Source organism: Achromobacter sp. MUI-25009338 (genome assembly GCF_057359325.1).
Genome location: NZ_CM170627.1, coordinates 874,918 through 894,154, shown reverse-complemented (window position 1 = coordinate 894,154; position 19,237 = coordinate 874,918). Strand labels below are relative to the sequence as shown.

Annotated in this window: 17 protein-coding genes and 1 tRNA gene; 9 read left to right on the top strand and 9 right to left on the bottom strand. The window is 59.8% G+C overall.

What is annotated here, in order from left to right; translation table 11 throughout:
• The first annotated feature begins 75 nt into the window (after positions 1-75).
• The 9 genes from AC1IQ6_RS04105 (at position 76) to AC1IQ6_RS04065 (ending at position 11,579) form a co-directional block, all read left to right on the top strand.
• Positions 76-975, top strand: a complete 900-nt coding sequence (locus AC1IQ6_RS04105; RefSeq protein WP_485866547.1) for a LysR substrate-binding domain-containing protein — start codon at positions 76-78, stop codon at positions 973-975.
• Positions 976-1,319: 344 nt separating this feature from the next.
• Complete coding sequence (locus tag AC1IQ6_RS04100) at positions 1,320-2,462, top strand: STY4528 family pathogenicity island replication protein (RefSeq protein ID WP_485865888.1); 1,143 nt, start codon at positions 1,320-1,322, stop codon at positions 2,460-2,462.
• 601 nt (positions 2,463-3,063) lie between these two features.
• Positions 3,064-3,927: a phage integrase N-terminal domain-containing protein gene (locus tag AC1IQ6_RS04095; protein WP_485865887.1), complete on the top strand. Its 864-nt coding sequence runs from the start codon at positions 3,064-3,066 to the stop codon at positions 3,925-3,927.
• Between the two features lie 92 nt (positions 3,928-4,019).
• Complete coding sequence (locus AC1IQ6_RS04090; protein ID WP_196700475.1) at positions 4,020-4,229, top strand: helix-turn-helix domain-containing protein; 210 nt, start codon at positions 4,020-4,022, stop codon at positions 4,227-4,229.
• Positions 4,230-4,296: 67 nt separating this feature from the next.
• Complete coding sequence (locus AC1IQ6_RS04085; RefSeq protein ID WP_485865886.1) at positions 4,297-7,275, top strand: type I restriction endonuclease subunit R; 2,979 nt, start codon at positions 4,297-4,299, stop codon at positions 7,273-7,275.
• The gene (locus AC1IQ6_RS04080) at positions 7,272-7,649 is read left to right on the top strand and encodes a hypothetical protein (protein WP_485865885.1); all 378 of its coding nucleotides are present in this window, start codon (positions 7,272-7,274) and stop codon (positions 7,647-7,649) included. The genes AC1IQ6_RS04085 and AC1IQ6_RS04080 overlap by 4 nt, the downstream gene beginning before the upstream one ends.
• Positions 7,646-8,836, top strand: coding sequence for a restriction endonuclease subunit S (locus AC1IQ6_RS04075; protein ID WP_485865884.1), 1,191 nt, complete (start codon positions 7,646-7,648; stop codon positions 8,834-8,836). The genes AC1IQ6_RS04080 and AC1IQ6_RS04075 overlap by 4 nt, the downstream gene beginning before the upstream one ends.
• Entirely contained in the window at positions 8,833-9,948 is a 1,116-nt protein-coding gene (locus AC1IQ6_RS04070) for an AAA family ATPase (protein ID WP_485865883.1), read from the top strand. The genes AC1IQ6_RS04075 and AC1IQ6_RS04070 overlap by 4 nt, the downstream gene beginning before the upstream one ends.
• Positions 9,945-11,579: a type I restriction-modification system subunit M gene (locus tag AC1IQ6_RS04065; protein WP_485865882.1), complete on the top strand. Its 1,635-nt coding sequence runs from the start codon at positions 9,945-9,947 to the stop codon at positions 11,577-11,579. The genes AC1IQ6_RS04070 and AC1IQ6_RS04065 overlap by 4 nt, the downstream gene beginning before the upstream one ends.
• A gap of 176 nt (positions 11,580-11,755) precedes the next feature.
• Here the strand turns inward: AC1IQ6_RS04065 and AC1IQ6_RS04060 are convergent, their stop codons facing one another.
• The 9 genes from AC1IQ6_RS04060 to lolB form a co-directional block, all read right to left on the bottom strand.
• Complete coding sequence (locus AC1IQ6_RS04060; protein WP_485865881.1) at positions 11,756-12,967, bottom strand: tyrosine-type recombinase/integrase; 1,212 nt, start codon at positions 12,965-12,967, stop codon at positions 11,756-11,758.
• Positions 12,968-13,163: 196 nt separating this feature from the next.
• A complete protein-coding gene (gene ychF / locus AC1IQ6_RS04055) occupies positions 13,164-14,255 on the bottom strand; it encodes a redox-regulated ATPase YchF (RefSeq protein WP_102773991.1) in 1,092 nt (363 codons plus the stop codon).
• A gap of 51 nt (positions 14,256-14,306) precedes the next feature.
• Positions 14,307-15,083, bottom strand: a complete 777-nt coding sequence (locus tag AC1IQ6_RS04050) for a CPBP family glutamic-type intramembrane protease (RefSeq protein ID WP_485865880.1) — start codon at positions 15,081-15,083, stop codon at positions 14,307-14,309.
• Positions 15,083-15,679 carry an aminoacyl-tRNA hydrolase gene (pth, locus tag AC1IQ6_RS04045; RefSeq protein ID WP_102773993.1) on the bottom strand — a complete coding sequence of 199 codons (597 nt, stop codon included), beginning with the start codon at positions 15,677-15,679 and terminating at the stop codon, positions 15,083-15,085. The genes AC1IQ6_RS04050 and pth overlap by 1 nt, the downstream gene beginning before the upstream one ends.
• A 96-nt stretch (positions 15,680-15,775) precedes the next feature.
• Complete coding sequence (locus tag AC1IQ6_RS04040; protein ID WP_102773994.1) at positions 15,776-16,396, bottom strand: 50S ribosomal protein L25/general stress protein Ctc; 621 nt, start codon at positions 16,394-16,396, stop codon at positions 15,776-15,778.
• Positions 16,397-16,514: 118 nt separating this feature from the next.
• Positions 16,515-17,465, bottom strand: coding sequence for a ribose-phosphate pyrophosphokinase (locus AC1IQ6_RS04035; protein ID WP_006227587.1), 951 nt, complete (start codon positions 17,463-17,465; stop codon positions 16,515-16,517).
• A gap of 143 nt (positions 17,466-17,608) precedes the next feature.
• Positions 17,609-17,685: transfer RNA gene (locus tag AC1IQ6_RS04030), tRNA-Gln, on the bottom strand.
• 1 nt (position 17,686) lies between these two features.
• The gene (gene ispE, locus AC1IQ6_RS04025) at positions 17,687-18,616 is read right to left on the bottom strand and encodes a 4-(cytidine 5'-diphospho)-2-C-methyl-D-erythritol kinase (RefSeq protein ID WP_102773995.1); all 930 of its coding nucleotides are present in this window, start codon (positions 18,614-18,616) and stop codon (positions 17,687-17,689) included.
• Positions 18,617-18,638: 22 nt separating this feature from the next.
• Positions 18,639-19,184 carry a lipoprotein insertase outer membrane protein LolB gene (gene lolB, locus AC1IQ6_RS04020; RefSeq protein ID WP_485866546.1) on the bottom strand — a complete coding sequence of 182 codons (546 nt, stop codon included), beginning with the start codon at positions 19,182-19,184 and terminating at the stop codon, positions 18,639-18,641.
• Between the last annotated feature and the right edge of the window lie 53 nt (positions 19,185-19,237).

Genomic DNA, 19,237 nt, shown 5'->3' with positions numbered 1-19,237 from the left:
ATGATGACAACCGATAGATGTTCACGTTTGGATGAATGGCATTCACATGAAAATCCGGCTGCCGGCAAAGGCCCTATGAGAAAAATCCCGAACTTCGTCCTGCTGCGCGCGTTCGAAGCCGCCGCCCGGCTGGAGAGCTTCACCCTCGCGGCGCACGAACTGCATCTGACGCCCTCGGCAATCAGCCACCAGATACGTGAACTGGAAGAAAACTTCGGCACATCCCTGTTCAGGCGCAGCCACCGGCGCGTCGAACCGACGCCCGAAGGGCATCGCCTGCTTCAGAGCCTGACGCGCATCATGGACGCCCTGGAAGCCTGTTGCGCGGAAGTCAGCCTGGCGCCCAGCGGCCAGGTTCTTTCCGTCTATTGCGCCCCCAGCCTCGCGGTGAAATGGCTGGGGCCGCGCCTGCCGGGCTTCATGACCGACAACCCCGACATTACGATCCGCCTGTCCAGCGGCGCCGAACCCATGGACCTGACGCAGGCCCGCGAGCTGGACATCGCAATCTCTTATGGCGTGGCGCTGCAGCGTCCCGGCATCGAAATCACGCCCCTCGGATGCGAGGCCATCGTGCCGATGTGCGCGCCCTCGCTCAAGGGCCGCAGGCGCAACTGGCGGCAGCTCATGACCGAACTGCCGCTCATCGATTCATCCTTGAGCCAGGTCAGCTGGCACGACTGGTTTTCACTGAACGGACTGAACCTGCCGCAGCGCAACCGGCCATCCTTCGACCGCGGCGCATTGTCGGTATCCGCGGCGGTGGACGGCATGGGCGTCATTTTGGAGACGACCCGCTTCGCCGAACGCGAACTGGCCCGCGGCGAACTGGTCGAGGCCGGCCGCAACGAGTTCGAGCGAATTCTGCGTGAAACGCATTTTTTCTCGCAACGGATCAACGAGCGCCGGACGGAGAAGATCGTGCGATTCAAGGATTGGTTGTTTGAAGAGTTGCGGGCTTCGGATGGGGGGTAGGGAAACGGTGGTTTCCGTTGAGGTCCTGGCCCGCAACGTCTGCGTTGGGGATTCGGTCAGACGTTGATCACACGTTTAAACGTTGATCGGTCGGCAAAGGGCCGTGAATGCTAGGTTTCACGGGGAAATCAGGCCACGGCCTTTGCGGGAATCGCTGGAAGTACCCCCAGTTGTACCCCCATAGGGGTATCGGGATGATAGATCAGTCTGGATGCGGGTGCCAGCGCTGCGCCTGCCGGATAAAACGGGTATGGCGCAGACCGCATTGTTGGCTGACGCATGGAGCGGTACGCGATGAGATGCAGGGGAACGGGCCACTGTGGCCCAGACCTTGGAGAACTCCCATGGCAGACCACCTCACCCGCCACAACCCGCTGGGGCAAGACGCCTTCTTCACCACGCCGACCTCGCTCATGCTCGATGCCCGCCTCACGCCATTGGAGCGCAATGGCTGGCAGGTTCTGCGCATGCTGCGCTCTGCTGAGGGCATCAGCCCGCTGGCAAACCTGGGGCAGTTGCGCCGCTATCTCACCTCCACCCCGCTGGGGCAGAGGGCCGGGTACGAGACGGCCCGGCGCGTCCTCGTCGTGCTTCGGCTGACGGGGTGGATCAGCCTGGTGGGCCAGCAACGCGATCCCCTTACCGGCCATGTGCTCAGCGAGCTGTATCAGGTTCACGAAAGCGCCCTGGACTTCCAACAAGCCTGCGCACTCGATGCCAGTCTGTCCGTGCTTCTGCAAGCGTCTATCGGCCACGAAAACAACCAGGTGGATCGGGTGGCTGTCCACATTCAGGCAACGCAGGCACAGGCACCTGAAGCCGCCTCCATTGCGACCCACGATCATCTCGGGGATGACGATGATTTTCCCCCTACGCCGCCGTCGCCGGCGAGCGAGGCAGCCGACCCACTGCCATTGTCTGGCGATTCCGCTGGCAGCACGCTTGTTCCGCAACAGACCGAACACGCCTGCCACATGCCGGCTAAGCAAGGCAATACGTATAAGACGTATATGTATAAAAAAGAACGTACGTACCGCGCGCGCGAAAGCGACGGCGATTCGGCATCGCAGTCGGTGAGCTTGCCGCCTTGCCTGAGCAATGCCCAGGCAGATCAGCAAAGGGACGTGCAGGCCGCCTTGCGGCGGCTGCCGCCGCAGCATCGCCAGGAAGTGCTCGACGAGTTGCAGGCACGCAGCCAGAGCGGCACCGTGCGCAATGTCGTGGCCTACTTCTTCGCCTTGGTGAAGCGCGTATTTGCTGGTGAATTCCGCCTGTGGGCAGGTCGCAAGGAGACGTCTGCCGCGAACCGGCCTACAACTCCACCGCGCACCGAAGCCCGCCCGGAACCCACTGCGCCACCGGCATCGCGTGAAACGGCCTTGGCGCACATCGCCAACATCCGCAAGATGCTAAACGTTCCGACGAACGCTGGGGACAGCACAGCACAGGCAATGCAGGCCAGGGAATGGCAGCCGCATCCTGCGTAGCAAATGCTGCCGCGAAACGGGTCGTCACTGCACACCGCAGTGACGACCCGCGCAACACCGCAAACAATGCGGGCGAAAGCCAGTTCCTATTGCGTGCGGCCTACATGATGATGTCCGCACTACATTGACCGGGCAGTTGCCAAGACCGATGGGCTTCGTACATCGGCCCCCCCAACAGCGCAGGTTCCTGCAAGCGCTGGCCCGACAGGGTGGAGCCACCCCAGGTATGCCCAGGCTCCGATCGCATACCGGCCCTACCCAGGGCGGAGCCTTCTTCGTCTGTTTGATCTCATCTCTACTGCGCCACCTGGCGCACTGTCCTTTGCGGCAATTGCCTGTGCGCGACGCACAGAGCTGCCGCTGCATTTCTCATCCCATCCACTTCATAGGAGGACTCGTCCACGTTCATATCACTTTCGTCTTGTAGTACCTCCGTCCGGGCTTCCAGCAGGGAGCAAGACGGACGCCTCATTCGAGGCTCTGGTGTCTCCTGAACACCATGCCCTTGCCCTCACGGGATCTCGCCTTGGCGAGTTGGCACCAACACTAACCACTGAGTTTCAGGACAACGCGGTACGGCGCTTTGCTTGGAGACCGGAAGATGGACGACTTGACCTACACCCTGCGGCAGCTATGCCAGCGCAACCGAGACGGCAGCTACACCACACAGGCCGACCGGATGCGCTCGCTGTCGCTGGCCGCGCGGCAACTGCGGGAGGCCGGTTTCCGGCAGATGAAAGCCTCGTCGCTCAAGGGCAAGCACGTCCAGACGCTGCTGGATCGCTGGCAGGGAGAAGGCTTGTCGTCCGGCACCATCAAGAATCGGCTCTCTCACCTGCGCTGGTGGGCAGAGAAGATCGGCAAGGCCGGCATCCTGCCGACGGACAACACGCAACTCGGCGTGGCCGAGCGCCACTATGTGACCAACATCAGCAAGGCCCAGGAACTGGGCACACGTCTTGAACAGGTCACCGACGCGCACGTACGCATGAGCCTTCAGCTACAGGCCGCCTTCGGATTGCGTCGGGAGGAAGCGATCAAGTTCCAGCCCAGTTACGCGGATCGGGGGGACAACATCGCCCTCAAGGGATCGTGGACCAAGGGCGGTCGGGAGCGAACTGTGCCCATCACCACGACAGAGCAACGCGACGTGCTCCACGCAGCACACCGCCTGGCGGGCAGAGGATCATTGATCCCGGCAGACAAGACCTTCATCCAGCAGCGGCGCGCCTACGATGGGCAGTGCAAGGCTGCAAGCCTGAGCAATATGCATGGCCTGCGGCATCGGTATGCACAGATGCGATATGAAGCATTGACGGGGTGGAAGTCACCAGCAGCCGGCGGACCTGGCAAGGCTCAACTAGGGCTGTCGCAGCGCTTGGTCGATAGACACACCCGCCAGCAGATCAGCCGTGAGCTCGGACATGAGCGGTTGACGGTGACGTCGATCTATCTGGGAGTTTGAGGTTGGCCAGGCGGGGGCTTAAATAGAATTTCAATGGTAGACTTCAAACGATTTAAGACGACTTTAAAACATAATTCCAGAGCGCCATCGACATGAGCACTGAACCGTGGGTGACTGCTGAACACGTGGCCCAGCATCTGGGTGTCGCCAAAGACACTGTTTATCGCTGGAGAGAGCGCAAGGGCCTACCAGCGCATCGTGTGGGGCGACTGTGGAAGTTTCAGCTGTCCGAAGTGGACGAGTGGGTGCGCGCAGGCGGGGCTGACGAAGATGCCACTGAGTCAGGGGGTCAACACACATGAGCACCACGGCTTTTATCCGCCCATGCAACGGCCATGGCAAACCGTTTGCGTCTTTGAGGAAAGAGTCATGACAACATCAGAACAACAAATCGAACTCGATCTGATCGCCAAGCTTGGTGACCTCAAGTACACCTATCGCCCTGATATCCGAGACCGTACCGCGCTAGAGGCCAACTTCCGCGCCAAGTTTGAGGCACTCAACCGGGTGCGCCTGACCGACAGCGAGTTCCAGCGCCTGCGGGAAAGCATCGTGACAGACGATGTTTACAACGCTGCCCAAACGCTACGCAACATCAACAGCTTCGAACGCGACGATGGCACGCCGCTGAACTACACCTTGGTCAACATCCGGGATTGGTGTAAGAACGACTTCGAGGTCATCAACCAGCTACGCATCAACACCGAAAACAGCCATCACCGCTACGACGTGATGCTGCTCATCAATGGGGTGCCGGTGGTGCAAATTGAGCTAAAGACCCTGGCCGTCAGCCCGCGCCGGGCGATGCAGCAGATCGTTGATTACAAGGCCGTTCCCGGCAACGGTTACGGCAAAACGCTGCTGTGCTTTTTGCAGCTATTCATCGTCAGCAACCGCACCGATACCTGGTACTTCGCCAACAACAACGCGCGCCACTTCAGCTTCAACGCGGATGAGCGTTTTCTGCCGATTTATCAGTTCGCCAGCGAAGACAATAAGAAAGTTACCCTGCTCGATAGCTTTGCCGAGAAGTTTTTGGCCAAGTGCATCCTTGGCCAGATGATCAGCCGCTACATGGTGCTAGTGGCCAGTGAACAAAAGCTGTTGATGATGCGGCCATACCAAATCTATGCCGTCAAAGCTATCGTGGATTGCATCCACCAGAACTGCGGAAACGGCTATATCTGGCATACCACCGGCTCGGGCAAGACTCTCACCTCCTTCAAGGCTTCTACCCTGCTCAAAGACAATCCAGACATCGACAAATGTCTGTTCGTGGTCGACCGCAAAGACTTGGATCGGCAGACTCGCGAGGAATTCAACCGCTTCCAGGAAGGTTGCGTTGAGGAAAACACCAATACCGAAACACTGGTGCGCCGCCTGCTGTCGGATGACTACGCCGACAAGGTGATAGTCACGACCATTCAGAAGCTGGGCCTTGCCCTGGACGGGGCCAACAAGCGCAATTACAAAGAGCGTTTGGAACCGCTACGCAACCAGCGCATGGTGTTCATCTTTGATGAATGCCACCGTTCGCAGTTCGGCGACAACCACAAAGCCATCAAGGAGTTCTTCCCTAACGCCCAGCTCTTTGGCTTTACCGGCACACCCATATTCGAGAAGAACGCCAGCTATCAGCAGATCGAAGGTCAGCAGGCCAGTTATCGCACAACCGACGATCTATTCCAGCGCTGTCTGCACCAATACACCATCACCCACGCCATTGAAGATCGCAATGTCCTGCGCTTCCACGTGGACTACTTCAAGCCTGAAGGCAAGAACCCGCCCAAGCCCGGCGAAGGCGTAGCCAAAGCCAAGGTCATCGAGACTATCCTCGCCAAGCACGACACTGCGACCAATGGTCGTAAGTTCAATGCGGTGCTGGCAACGGCCAGCATCAACGATGCCATTGAATACTTTGAGCTGTTCGCGCGCATTCAGAACCAAAAAACAGAGCAAGACCCCGAATTCCGTCCGTTGAATGTCGCCTGCGTGTTCTCCCCACCAGCTGACGGCAACAAGGACGTGCAGCAGATTCAGGAAGACCTGCCACAAGAACAAGAAGACAACAAGAAAGACCCAGAGGGCAAGAAGGCGGCACTCACTCGCATCGTCGCCGATTACAACGCACGCTTTGGTACCAACCACCGTATCAGTGAGTTCGACCTGTACTACCAGGATGTGCAAAAGCGCATCAAGGATCAGCAGTATCCCAACGCCGACCTGCCCGCCGCGCAGAAAATCGACGTCACCATCGTGGTGGACATGCTACTCACCGGCTTCGACTCCAAGTACCTCAACACCCTGTACGTGGACAAGAACCTCAAGTACCACGGCCTGATCCAGGCGTTTTCGCGCACCAATCGCGTGCTCAACGATAGCAAACCTTACGGCAATATTCTCGACTTCCGCCAGCAACAGAATCCGGTTGAGGAAGCGATTGCGCTCTTTTCCGGAGAAAAGATCGACAACCCTCGCGAAATCTGGCTAGTGGAATCCGCAGCAGAGGTCATCCACAAATACGAAGCCGCCGTGGCAGGCATGTCGCGCTTCATGACGGACAAGAACCTCATTTGCGAACCCGAGGCGGTATACAACCTCAAGGGGGATACCGCCCGCATCGAGTTCGTCAACCGTTTCAAAGAGGTGCAACGGCTCAAAACCCAGCTCGATCAGTACACCGATTTGGCACCAGAGCAGAAAGAGCGCATTGACACCATCCTGTCGCCAGACCAGTTGCAGAGCTTCCGCAGTACCTACCTTGAAACCGCCAAGCATCTGAAAGAAATACAGAGCAAGGAGGGCGATCAGGCTCCACCCGATGTACAGCAGCTTGACTTCGAGTTTGTACTCTTCGCCTCGTCGGTGATCGACTACGACTACATCATGGGCCTGATTGCGAAACTGACCCAGCAGAAGCCCGGCAAGCTCACGATGAATCGGGAGCAGCTCATAGGTCTCATCCAGTCCGATGCCAAGTTTATCGACGAGCGGGAGGTTATTGCCGAGTACATCCGCAGCTTGCCGGTCAATGAAGCCCTGGATGAGCGGCAGATTCGTGCCGGATACGACCACTTCAAGGCAGAAAAGAAGACGCGGGAAATCAACGACATGGCCAGCCGCCACGCGCTCGCGCCTGACGCCCTACAGGAGTTTGTCAATGAAATCCTGCACCGCCGCATCTTCGACGGTGAGCGCCTTTCCGATCTGATGGCCCCGTTGAATCTCAGTTGGAAAGCGCGGACGCAGAAGGAACTGGCGCTGATGGAGGAGCTGACGCCGCTACTACACAAGCTTGCCCAAGGCCAAGACATTGCTGGCCTCGCCGCCTATGAGGAGGGACGATGATGGGAGCCGTTTTTACACAAGGCGCGCATTGGACTCGCGCAGATGTCCATTTGCACACCCACGCAAACCGCGAATTCAAGTTGACGGGCGATGACAACTTCTACAACAGCAACTATGGAAGCACGTTGAAGAAAACGGGCATCAGCCTCGGCCATCCGTCCAATAACCTGACCATCGAAAACATCAAAGCAGTCAACAGCAATATGCGCAACTCGATTCTGGCGTCCTTTGCCGCCAAGCTCCTGCCGCATCGCGGGCTGGGAGGCAGCTTGCTGCGTGATTTACGGGCCTGGCCGCAGATTGATCTGATCGGCGACCGGGCTGGGAACCTCTTCAAGATGATCCTCGCACGGTCGCAGGAGCAAATGGCATGAGTGGAAGTGAAAAACAGCCTTTGGTACCACGGTTGCGGTTTCCGGAGTTTCGAGATGCTGGTGAATGGAAGGCGACAACGCTCGGGGAGTGTTTGGATTACCAGCAGCCAACGGATTATCTGGTTTCTGATACCAGCTACAGCGAAAATTATGACACTCCAGTTTTGACAGCTGGCAAGACATTTGTATTGGGATATACAAATGAAAAGCACGGTATTTTTTCTCAAGGGTTGCCTGTAATAATTTTCGACGATTTCACCACAGCCACGCAATTCGTTGATTTTCCGTTCAAGGCCAAGTCGTCGGCAATGAAAATATTGCAGGCTAAAAATGGAGAAAACATCAAGTTCCTGTATGAACTCCTGCAGAATACTTCATATGAAGTTGGTGCTCATGAGCGGCATTGGATCTCCAAATTCGCACCCATGCCGATCTCGACTCCGTGCCCAGGAGAGCAACAAAAAATTGCCGACTGCCTGTCTTCTCTTGATGAGCTAATTACGACAGAAAATCGGAAGCTAGACACCCTCATAACCCACAAGAAAGGCCTGTTGCAGCAGCTTTTCCCCCGTGACGGCGAAGTCGTGCCACGGCTGAGATTCCCGGAGTTTCGCAGCGCTGGCAGTTGGTCAAAAGTCACCGCTGGAGAACTATTTTTGAACCGGATTGAGCGGGGCAGGCCGGGGTTGCCAATTTACTCGGTAACAATGACAGACGGCTTGGTGCCACGTGCTTCATTAGATCGAAAAATAGATGATATTGCCGAGGCAAGCGCAAACAAGACAGTGCGCACTGGCGATCTTGCTTATAACATGATGCGGATGTGGCAAGGGGCGTTGGGAATCGCACCGGAAGATTGCATGGTTAGCCCTGCTTACATTGTTCTAGAGCCACAGGGCGTGAATTCCCTCTTTTTCTATTACCTATTAAAACGACCACAGTCACTTCAAGTCTTGACTGCGCATTCTAGGGGGTTGACCGAGGACAGATTGCGCCTTTACTACGACGACTTTGCAAAGATTTCCTTGCAATGCCCATCTCCCCCTGAGCAGGATCGAATCGCCGACTGCCTGATATCGATTGACAAACTGATCGCCACTCAAAGCCAAAAGGTCGACGTCCTCAAGGCCTTCAAAAAGGGCTTGATTCGGCAAATGTTTCCGGTGTCGGATGAGGTGCCGGCATGAGACCAGGCCAGCCCTTTGCCGAACTGCCGGAGCTGGCGGCTCATCTGCGCGGCGAGCTGGAAAACAAGAAAACCGTCCTGCTCTATGCGTACAACGGCACTGGCAAGACACGGCTGTCCATGGCTTTCAAGGACATGGGCAAACAGAACGAGACCCGCGATACGCTGTATTTCAACGCCTTCACCGAAGATCTGTTTCACTGGAACAACGATCTGGAAGGCGATGCGGATCGCCGCTTACTGCTCAATAAGGACTCCCGTTTTTTCCAGGGCCTGTTTGAATTGGAGATGGACAACCGCGTCCGCCCGCTGCTGCGGCGTTACGCGGATTTCGATTTCCGCATTGACACTCAGGGAAACGAATGGGCCGTGCGCTTTTCGCGCTTGGTGGACGGACAGAATATCGACAACATCAAGGTGTCGCGCGGCGAGGAGAACATCTTTATCTGGTGTTTCTTCTTGGTGGTGGTCGAACTGGCAATGGACCCCGAGATCGAGGCTTACCAGTGGGTGAAGTACCTCTATATCGACGACCCAATCTCTTCGCTGGATGAGCACAATGCCATTGCCGTTGCCAATCACCTGGCGCAAATGCTCAAAAGGCAGGACAACAAACTCAAAGCGGTGATCTCCACGCACCACACCTTGTTCTTCAATGTGTTATGCAATGAGCTGGGCAAAGCCCGACGGTACGTCGTCAACAAGTACCCGGCCAGCGGCGGCTATCTGCTACGGCCTGAAGAGGGAGACACGCCCTTCTTTCATCATGTTGCCGCCTTAGCCGAGCTGTATCAAGCCGCTCAGGAAGATCGCTTGTTCACCCATCACTTCAACATGCTGCGCACGATCCTGGAGAAAACGGCAAGTTTCCATGGGCACAGGAATTTCTCAGCCTGCATCAAGCATGACGATGACGATCCAGACGGAATTCTGCACGCACGCCTGATTAATATCCTCAGCCACGGCAATTACTCGCTGTATGAGCCGCAGCAGATGCTCGATGAAAACAAGGCCTACTTCAGGAAGATTCTGAATGACTTCCTGAACCGCTACCCCTTCAATCCCGATTTATTCCCTCAGATCGCTGAGGCTGCAACAGCAGGTACACCATGACCGAATTCGAAAAACAAAAACTGGGCAAGACCCTCTGGGTCATCGCCGACCAACTGCGCGGTGCGATGAATGCGGACGATTTCCGCGATTATATGCTGGCCTTTTTGTTCCTGCGCTATCTGTCGGACAACTACGAGGCCGCCGCTCAGAAGGAGCTGGGGTCAGACTATCCAGAACAGATTGATGGCTCAGTCTCTACACCGTTGCAGCTCTGGTACGAATGCAACCTGGACGATGTGCAGGAATTCGAGAAGCAGATGCGCCGCAAGGTGCATTATGTGATCGAACCCCAATACCTGTGGGGCAACATCGCCGAGATGGCGCGCACGCAGGATGACGAGCTGCTGCATACCTTGCAGAAGGGGTTCAAATACATTGAGGAGGAGTCTTTCGCCAGCACCTTCCGAGGGCTATTCTCGGAGATCAACTTGGCCTCCGACAAACTGGGCAAGACCTACGCCGAGCGCAATGCTCGCCTGTGCAAGATCATCGCCGAGATCGCCAAGGGGCTGGGGCAGTTCTCCACCGACAGTGATACCCTGGGTGATGCCTATGAATACCTGATCGCCCAGTTCGCAGCAGGCTCTGGCAAGAAGGCCGGCGAATTCTACACGCCACAACGTATTTCAGACGTCCTGTCGGCCATCGTCACACTGGACAGCCAGGAACCTGCCACAGGCAAGCGCTCGCACCTCGATAGCGTGCTCGACTTTGCCTGTGGCTCAGGTTCCTTGCTGTTGAACGTGCGCCACCGTATGGGGCCGCATGGCATTGGCAAGATTTACGGCCAAGAGAAGAACATCACTACCTACAACCTGGCACGCATGAATATGCTGCTGCACGGGATGAAGGACTCGGAGTTTGACATCTTCCACGGTGACACCCTTCTCAATGAGTGGGACATGCTGCGTGAGACCAACCCAGCCAAGATGCCTAGGTTCGACGCCGTGGTTGCCAACCCGCCGTTCAGCTACCGCTGGGAGCCTAGCGAGGCACTGGGCGAAGACACCCGCTTCAAGAATTATGGGCTGGCACCGAAGTCGGCAGCGGACTTCGCCTTCCTGCTGCACGGCTTCCACTTCCTGAAGCAAGACGGGGTAATGGCCATCATCCTACCCCACGGCGTACTGTTCCGGGGCGGGGCCGAGGCCCGCATCCGCACCAAGTTGCTCAAGGATGGGCATATCGACACGGTGATTGGCCTGCCCGCGAACCTGTTCTTCTCCACCGGCATCCCAGTGTGCCTCCTGGTGCTGAAGAAGTGTAAAAAGCCAGACGACGTGTTGTTCATTAACGCCTCCGAACACTTCGAGAAGGGCAAGCGGCAAAACCGACTACTGAGAACAGACGAAATGCCTGATGGTGAAATCGGGCACATCGAAAAGATCATCGACACTTATCAGTTTCGCAAGGGAGAACCACGCTATTCGCGCCGGGTAAGCATGGAAGAAATCGAAAAGAACGATTTCAACCTCAACATCTCACGCTACGTGAGCACGGCGGAAACCGAGGAAGAGATCGTCCTGGCGACCGTACACGCCGACCTAGTGTCCGCCGAGCAGAAGGTCGCCGAGGCCAAGAAACGTCACAACCAGTATCTGGCTGAACTAGGATTGCCTTTGCTTCCCTGAGCGATTCAATAAATGGGGTGATTCATTAACAATTACCCCATTTATTGCTTGATTACCCTATTTTTAGCGTCCAGCCCTTGAAAAAATGGCAAGGGAACGGCACTCAAGGAACAATGGCCCTACCCGGAAAAGGCCGTACCCGTCCATTCGTTCTGCAACACTCGGCGAAGTTGTCCCTATGCTGTGCCGCTGTCTTCCGCAGCACTCAGATAGTCCGCCCAGTCCTGCAACAGCGTCCTTCTCTGATCCAGCAGCAGCGCCTTGTTGTACGTCGCCCGCACCTTATTGCTTTCCACGGGGGCAAGCTGCCGCTCGATTGCATCAGGCCGGTATCCGTTCTCATTGGCCCAGGTTGAAAAGGTCGTCCGCCAGCAATGCGGCGTCGTACCCCGGCCCAGGTTCATGTCGCGCATGGCGTAGGTCAGCCGGTTGGATGTGGTGAAGCCTTTTCCGCTCCTGTGCGGGAACAGATAGCGTCCGCCACTCGTGATGTGCTGCAAATCTTTCAGCACCGCTATGGCCTGCGAGGATAGCGGGCTGACATGGTCGCGCCGCGCTTTCATCTTCGCCGCAGGCCGACGCCACAGGGCATCCTCAAAGTCGAACTCGGCCCACTCGGCATCCGCCGCTTCCCCTGGACGGCAGGCGGTCAGCGCAATCAGCCGCAGACACAGCGAGGTTTCCGGATAGCCCCGGTAGCCGCGCAACTCCTGATAGAACTTCTGGATTTGCTCTCGCGTCATCGCCGCCTTGCTCTCGCTGAACGGCACGCGCAGCAGCCCGCGCAGGCTGGGGATTGGATTTGCCTCGACCAGCCCACGCACCACCGCGAATTCGAAGATGGCTGAAAGATCGCCTTTGACATGGATGGCCGCCCACGCGCCGTGGGCCTTGCACTCCTCCAGCAATGGACGAATCTGCTTGACGCCAATGTCGCTCATCGGCAACCCATCGAACTTGGGCGACAGGTACTTCCTGATACGGGATTCTTTCGTCCGGTAGGAGCTGAGCGCAAAGACAGGCTTGATCTCGGCCAAGTACGCCTGTGCCACCTTGGCGAACGAGCTTTCCTTTGCGCGCTTGCGTTCCTCCAGCACTTCAAGGTTACGCTGCTTGATCTGTTGCCGCTCATGGGCAGGATGGATGCCTTGCTTGACCAAGGCACGCGCTTTCTCTCGGGCCGCGCGCGCCTCTGCGAGGCTTACTTGAGGAAAACCGCCAATGGCAAAGAGGTTCTCCTTGCCTTGCAGGCGGTACTTCCACCGCCAGAGCTTGCCGCCGGTAGGCTTGACCAGCAGGAACAAGCCCCCGCCGTCTGAAAGTTTCCAGTCTCGATCAGTCGATTTGGCCGACCTGACCTTGAGGTCGGTGAGTAGATTCTCGGGCACCGTTGGACTCCACTGCGGGGAGATGTACCCCCACGGTTGAACATGAGTACCCCCAACGCTACCCCCGAATTTTTCAGACCTCGATGAACAATAGGAACGCTCAGCAGACCGTATTGTTTACGCAACCCATTGATTTCAAACGGGTCAACCAATCCACCAAGCGCTACTGAGCGCCACCGAGATCCAGCCAAAATCGTCAGACGTTAAACAAGAAATTCATCACATCCCCATCCTGGACGATGTATTCCTTGCCTTCCGCGCGCATCTTGCCCGCTTCCTTGGCGCCCTGCTCGCCCTTGTAGGCGATGTAGTCTTCATACGAAATCGTCTGGGCGCGGATGAAGCCGCGTTCGAAGTCCGTGTGGATGACGCCGGCGGCCTGGGGCGCGGTGGCGCCGATCGGCACGGTCCAGGCGCGCACTTCCTTCACGCCGGCGGTGAAGTAGGTTTGCAGGCCCAGCAGCTTGAAGGCGGCGCGGATGAGGCGGTTCAGGCCCGGTTCTTCCATGCCCATGTCGGACAGGAAGGCCTGGCGGTCGGCGTCGTCGAGGTCGACGATTTCGGACTCGATGGCGGCGCAGATGGCGACCACGGGCGCGTTGCGCGCGGCGGCGAATTCGGTCAGGCGGTCGAGCAGCGGGTTGTTCTCGAAGCCGTCGTCGGCGACGTTGCCCACGTACATGGCGCGCTTGGCGGTGATGAAGCAGAGCTGGGCGATGTCGGCCTTTTCTTCGGTGGACAGGTCGAGCGCGCGGATGGGCTTGGCTTCGTTCAGCTGGGCCACGCACTTTTCCAGCACGGCGACGATGCGCTGCGATTCCTTGTCGCCGGAGCGGGCGGTCTTCTGGTGGCGCTGCAGGGCCTTTTCGGCGGTCTGCAGGTCGGCCAGGGCCAGTTCGGTTTCGATGACTTCGATGTCGGCGATGGGGTCGACCTTGCCGGCGACGTGGATCACGTTGGGATCTTCGAAACAGCGCACGACGTTGACGATGGCGTCGGTTTCGCGGATGTGCGAGAGGAACTGGTTGCCCAGGCCTTCACCCTTGCTGGCGCCGGCGACCAGGCCGGCGATGTCGACGAATTCGACGGTGGCCGACAGGATGCGCTCGGGCTTGACGATTTCAGCCAGCTTCTGCAGGCGCGGATCCGGCACTTCCACCACGCCGACGTTGGGCTCGATGGTGCAGAACGGGTAGTTCTCGGCGGCGATGCCGGCGCGGGTCAGAGCGTTGAAGAGTGTCGATTTGCCGACGTTGGGCAGGCCGACGATGCCGCATTGCAGAGCCATGGGAATCCTGTGTGAGTACGGTATTGATCGTTAACGTTCTAGTTTACCCCGTCAGCTTGCCGCCGCCGGGAGCCAGCGCATGATGAGCCAGATCATCAAAATGGGGCCGGCATTGAAGACCGAGTGCAGCAGGATGGCCGCGCCGATGCCGCGGCGCACGCGCATCCAGCCCAGCACCAGGCCGGTCAGCCATTGCGGCAGCACCAGCAGGGGCAGCAGCCAGTACGGCGTCTTGGCGTAGACGAAGTTGGTCAGGTGCACGGCCGCGAAGCTCAGCGCGACCAGATGGAACACCAGGCCGAAGTGCTTCAGGTAGTAGCGCCGCCAGGTGGTGTCCCAGCCCGCGATCAGCCCGGGCCGGCGCCGCAGGCGCCAGGCCGCCAGGATCAGGAAGGCGGCGCACAAGAGGCCGGTCCAGACCTTGGGGCCCCACAGCACGACGGGCAGCATGGCGGGAACCAGCCACAAGGCCTGTTTCGGGCGGCGCAGGCCGTAGCGGAACAGCATTTCCTCGACCAGCGGCGCCCACAGGATGGCGGTGAGCCAGGGGATGTTGGCCGGGTCGAGGCGATGGGTCACGCCGCCCAGGCCGGCCGCGGTGACGGCCAGCGGCCCCAGCGCGAAGAAGTTCACGGCCCACAGCAGCGCGGCCCAGGCCAGCAGCCTGCCGGGCGTGATGCCGGGCAGCCAGTCCGCCGCCAGCCCGCTGGCCGCCGCGCGCCCGGGCAGGCGCGACACCGGCTGCGGATGGCGCAGGAAGCGCCAGAAGTCCGCGACTTCGCTGCGAAAGCGCATGCTTTTTGCGCGCGGCGCGCCAGAGCGGGCCATCAGGCGTCGTTGCCGCTGTGAAGCTGGCGCGTGGCCAGCGGGAAGTCGCCGGCCAGCATGGCCGGCACCACGGCGCGGCAGCGGTCGATGACGGCTTCGATCTGTGTCTGTTCTTCGCGGCGCGGAGGATGCAGGACGAAGTCCGCGACCTGCTGCGCCAGGCCGAGCGTGCGCGGATGGCCGATGCCGATGCGCAGGCGCCAGAAATTGGGGCTGCCCAGCGCGGCCTGGATGTCTTTCAGGCCGTTGTGGCCGGCGTGGCCGCCTCCCTGCTTCAGTTTCACCTGGCCGGGCATGAGGTCGAGTTCGTCGTGCAGCACCAGCACCTGTTCCGGCGTCAGCTTGTAGAAGCGGGCCAGCGCGCCCACGGCCTGGCCGGAGCGGTTCATGTAGGTGTTGGGCTTGAGCAGCAGCACGTTGTCGGCGCCCAGCCTGGCCTTGGCCACCATGCCGAAGAAGGACTTCTCCAGCGCGAAGCTCGCGCGCAGATCGTCCGCCAGATGGTCGGCGAGCCAGAAGCCGGCGTTGTGCCGGGTGGTTTCGTATTCGGGACCGGGATTACCCAATCCCACGATGAGGCGTATGGGAGTAGACATGATGGGGGTGTTTAAACCAAAAAACCCTGCGCATGCAAATGCACACGCAGGGTTTCGCACGCAAACCGGCTGCGGGCCTGTGGGCCCGCGGCGGGCTTAGGCGGCCGGGGCTTCGGCTTCGCCGCCTTCTTCGGCAGCGGCAGCGCCGCCGGCCTTGACCACGGCCGAGGCGATCAGCGGGTTGGCGTCGCCGCCGTGGGCGACGTAGGTCACGCCCTTGGGCAGCTTGATGTCGGCCAGGTGGACCGACGCGCCGGGCAGCAGGTCCTTCAGGTCGACTTCGATGAACTGGGGCAGCGCGGCCGGCAGGCAGGTCACTTCCAGTTCGGTCAGGACGTGGCTGACGATGGCGCCGCCCAGCTTCACGGCCGGCGAGACTTCAGCGTTGATGAAGTGGAACGGGACCTTGGTGTGCAGGGCCTGGTTGGCGTCCACGCGCTGGAAGTCCACGTGCAGGACTTGCGGCTTGTAGGCGTGCCATTGAACCGAACGCAGCAGAACTTGTTCTTCCTTGGCCGCGCCTTCCAGCGCCATTTGCAGGATCGACGCGTGGAATTCTTCCTTGCGCAGGGCGTGGTAGATCTCGTTGTGGTCGAGTTCGATGTTCAGCGGGGCAGCCGTACCGCCATAAACGATGGCGGGAACGCGGCCCGCGCGGCGCAGGCGGCGGCTCGCACTCGAACCCTGGACGCTACGCGCAGTGGCATTGAATTTCATGGAAAACTCCAAAAACAATAAATGGCGAAGAGGCTTCGCCGTTAAATTCACGGCGCGCAAAACGCGCGCCGTGTCGATTGCGTCTTGCCGCGACCAGCAAGGCGCAAAAACGGGGTGCTTAGTCGACGAACAGCGAGCTGACCGATTCCGCGTTGGAAATGCGCAGGATGGTCTCGCCCAGCAGCGCGGCGCACGACAGCTGGCGGATCTTGCCGCTGGCCTGGCCTTGTTCGGACAGCGGGATGGTGTCGGTGACGACCAGTTCGTCCAGTTCCGACGCTTCGATGCGGTCGATGGCGCCGCCCGACAGCACGGGGTGCGTGCAATAGGCGTAGACGGCGCCGGCGCCGCGGTCCTTCAGGGCCTGGGCCGCCTTGCACAGCGTGCCGGCGGTGTCGACCATGTCGTCCATGATGATGCAGGTGCGGCCGTCGACTTCACCGATGATGTTCATCACTTCGGACACATTGGCGCGCGGACGGCGCTTGTCGATGATGGCCAGGTCGGCTTCGAGCTGCTTGGCCAGCGCGCGGGCCCGCACCACGCCGCCGATGTCCGGGGACACGACGACCAGGTTCGAGAAGTTGCGGCGCCAGATGTCGCCCAGCAGGATCGGGCCCGCGTAGATGTTGTCCACGGGGATGTCGAAGAAGCCCTGGATCTGGTCGGCGTGCAGGTCCATGGTCAGCACGCGGTCGACGCCGGCCACTTGCAGCATGTTGGCCACGACCTTGGCCGAGATGGCCACGCGCGCCGAGCGCGGGCGGCGGTCCTGGCGGGCATAGCCGAAATAGGGAATCGCGGCGGTGATGCGGCCGGCGGAAGCGCGGCGCAGCGCATCGACCATCACCATGATTTCCATCAGGTTGTCATTGGTAGGGGCACAGGTGGGCTGCAGGACGAAGACGTCCTTGCCGCGCACGTTCTCGTTGATCTCGACCATCACCTCGCCGTCCGAGAAGCGACCGACGGTCATCTTGCCCAGGGACATATCGAGATGGTTGACTACGTCCACGGCCAGCCGCGTATTGGCGGTGCCCGTGAAAATCATGAAGCTATCGTTTGCCATGATGGATGATGCGATGGTCGTTTAAGACACTGACGAGTGATGCGGGGTGATATGGAACACCAGCCGATCCGGAAAATAAAAAAGCTGCTGAACCAGGGCCAGTGTCTTACGGGCTTGTTCAACAGCTTTGTTATGTATTCGGTTGGCTGGGGAGGAAGGATTCGAACCTTCGCATGCCGGAATCAAAATCCGGTGCCTTAACCAGCTTGGCGACTCCCCAACTATCTTGCAATCCAATTCCGCAACGGATGTTCAGCCAATCCAGTACATGCCTGCACTAACCGAAACCGTGGATGCGTTTGACTGATTTTTTTATCAGCGCCGCGCATTATAGCGGTAATTTCTGTTTTCGCCAAAACGGCCTGCGGTAGTTCGGAAAACTCGGCGTATAAACACGCGCCAGATCCCGACATGCGAACCGTTGAACCCTTCAACTGTTCGCTTAGCCACCGCGATGCCCCAAGCACTTCAGGGTAAAGGCGGAAGACCACCGGCTCCAAGTCGTTTCTGCCAAAAGCCTTGCCGAAGCTGTTGCCAGGGCAGAAAGTTGGCGAAGCAAGAAAGTCCGCTATTGTGATGTAAGAAGAATCTCTTGTCAAATCCGGTGCGGAAAAAATTTCAGCGGTCGGCACGCTGGCGTCCGGCTGCGCCACCAGATAGGCGCGTTCCGGCAGTTCGACGGCGCTGAGTTCGTCGCCCACGCCCTGCGCGAACGCGGACTGGCCGAACACGAAGACCGGCACGTCGGCGCCCAGCGGCAAGGCCAGCTTCATCAATTCCTCGCGCGACAGGCCCGTGTTCCACAGGCGGTTCAGCGCGATCAGCACGCTGGCGGCGTCGCTCGAACCGCCGCCCAGGCCGCCGCCTTGCGGTATGCGCTTCTCCAGCGCGATCTGCGCGCCCATGCGGGTGCCGGTCGCCCGTTGCAGCGCATGCGCGGCGCGCAGGGTCAGGTCCTGTTCCGGCGGCACGCCGGGCAGGTCCGCGGCGCGGCTGATGACGCCGTCTGCGCGCACGTCGAAATGCAGCGTATCGCACAGGTCGATGAAGCGGAAGACGGTCTGCAGCAGGTGATAGCCGTCGGCCCGCCGGCCCACGACATGCAGGAACAGATTGAGCTTGGCGGGTGCGGGTACGTCGTAAAGCGTCACGGCGAAACGGGGCCGTCGGCCCCTACGAGGATTGGTTGACGACCAGCCGCAGCATGATGCGGCGGCCCGGCTCCTGGCGTTCCAGGACCAGCAGTTGCGGGCCGAGCGCGTCGTAGCGCGACAGGCGCGCGCGCCAGCCGCCCTGTTCGAAGGCCACGGGGCGGCCCAGCTCGTCGCGGGTGACGTCGGAGGCCTGCGGTTGCGCGGCCAGCTTGCCGCGCAGCCAGTCGCGCAGGCCCGACACCGGCACGCTGCTGCCCAGGACTTCCGCGGCCAGGCCGTCGGGATTGTCGGCCACGTAGCGCGTGCCGTCGGCCTTGGTGAGTGTGGCCGCGCCGGGGCGGCCTTCGACGCGGGCTTCGGTGGAGCCCAGCGGATTGGTCAGGTCGAGCACGTAGCGGCGGCCGTCGTCGGACCACGAGAAACCGCCCTGCACCGCGTTCTGCTGGCCGCCGGCCTGGTTGACCGTGAGCGCGAAACGGCCGACGCGGGAAAACGCGTCGGCGCCGGCGCCTTCGATGGGCTTGGGCGTGGAGCAGGCGGCAAGCAGGGCCGCCAGCAGCGCCATCAAGGCCCAGCGCAACAGCGCCGCGGCCCGGCGCGCATGCAGGATCGCCGGCG

Bases quoted from the DNA above. Each gene is read 5' to 3' on its own strand.
- AC1IQ6_RS04105 (WP_485866547.1), top strand. From the start codon at position 76: ATGAGAAAAATCCCGAACTTCGTCCTGCTGCGCGCGTTCGAAGCCGCC.
- AC1IQ6_RS04100 (WP_485865888.1), top strand. From the start codon at position 1,320: ATGGCAGACCACCTCACCCGCCACAACCCGCTGGGGCAAGACGCCTTC.
- AC1IQ6_RS04095 (WP_485865887.1), top strand. From the start codon at position 3,064: ATGGACGACTTGACCTACACCCTGCGGCAGCTATGCCAGCGCAACCGA.
- AC1IQ6_RS04090 (WP_196700475.1), top strand. From the start codon at position 4,020: ATGAGCACTGAACCGTGGGTGACTGCTGAACACGTGGCCCAGCATCTG.
- AC1IQ6_RS04085 (WP_485865886.1), top strand. From the start codon at position 4,297: ATGACAACATCAGAACAACAAATCGAACTCGATCTGATCGCCAAGCTT.
- AC1IQ6_RS04080 (WP_485865885.1), top strand. From the start codon at position 7,272: ATGATGGGAGCCGTTTTTACACAAGGCGCGCATTGGACTCGCGCAGAT.
- AC1IQ6_RS04075 (WP_485865884.1), top strand. From the start codon at position 7,646: ATGAGTGGAAGTGAAAAACAGCCTTTGGTACCACGGTTGCGGTTTCCG.
- AC1IQ6_RS04070 (WP_485865883.1), top strand. From the start codon at position 8,833: ATGAGACCAGGCCAGCCCTTTGCCGAACTGCCGGAGCTGGCGGCTCAT.
- AC1IQ6_RS04065 (WP_485865882.1), top strand. From the start codon at position 9,945: ATGACCGAATTCGAAAAACAAAAACTGGGCAAGACCCTCTGGGTCATC.
- ychF (WP_102773991.1), bottom strand. From the start codon at position 14,255: ATGGCTCTGCAATGCGGCATCGTCGGCCTGCCCAACGTCGGCAAATCG.
- AC1IQ6_RS04050 (WP_485865880.1), bottom strand. From the start codon at position 15,083: ATGGCCCGCTCTGGCGCGCCGCGCGCAAAAAGCATGCGCTTTCGCAGC.
- pth (WP_102773993.1), bottom strand. From the start codon at position 15,679: ATGTCTACTCCCATACGCCTCATCGTGGGATTGGGTAATCCCGGTCCC.
- AC1IQ6_RS04040 (WP_102773994.1), bottom strand. From the start codon at position 16,396: ATGAAATTCAATGCCACTGCGCGTAGCGTCCAGGGTTCGAGTGCGAGC.
- AC1IQ6_RS04035 (WP_006227587.1), bottom strand. From the start codon at position 17,465: ATGGCAAACGATAGCTTCATGATTTTCACGGGCACCGCCAATACGCGG.
- lolB (WP_485866546.1), bottom strand. From the start codon at position 19,184: ATGGCGCTGCTGGCGGCCCTGCTTGCCGCCTGCTCCACGCCCAAGCCC.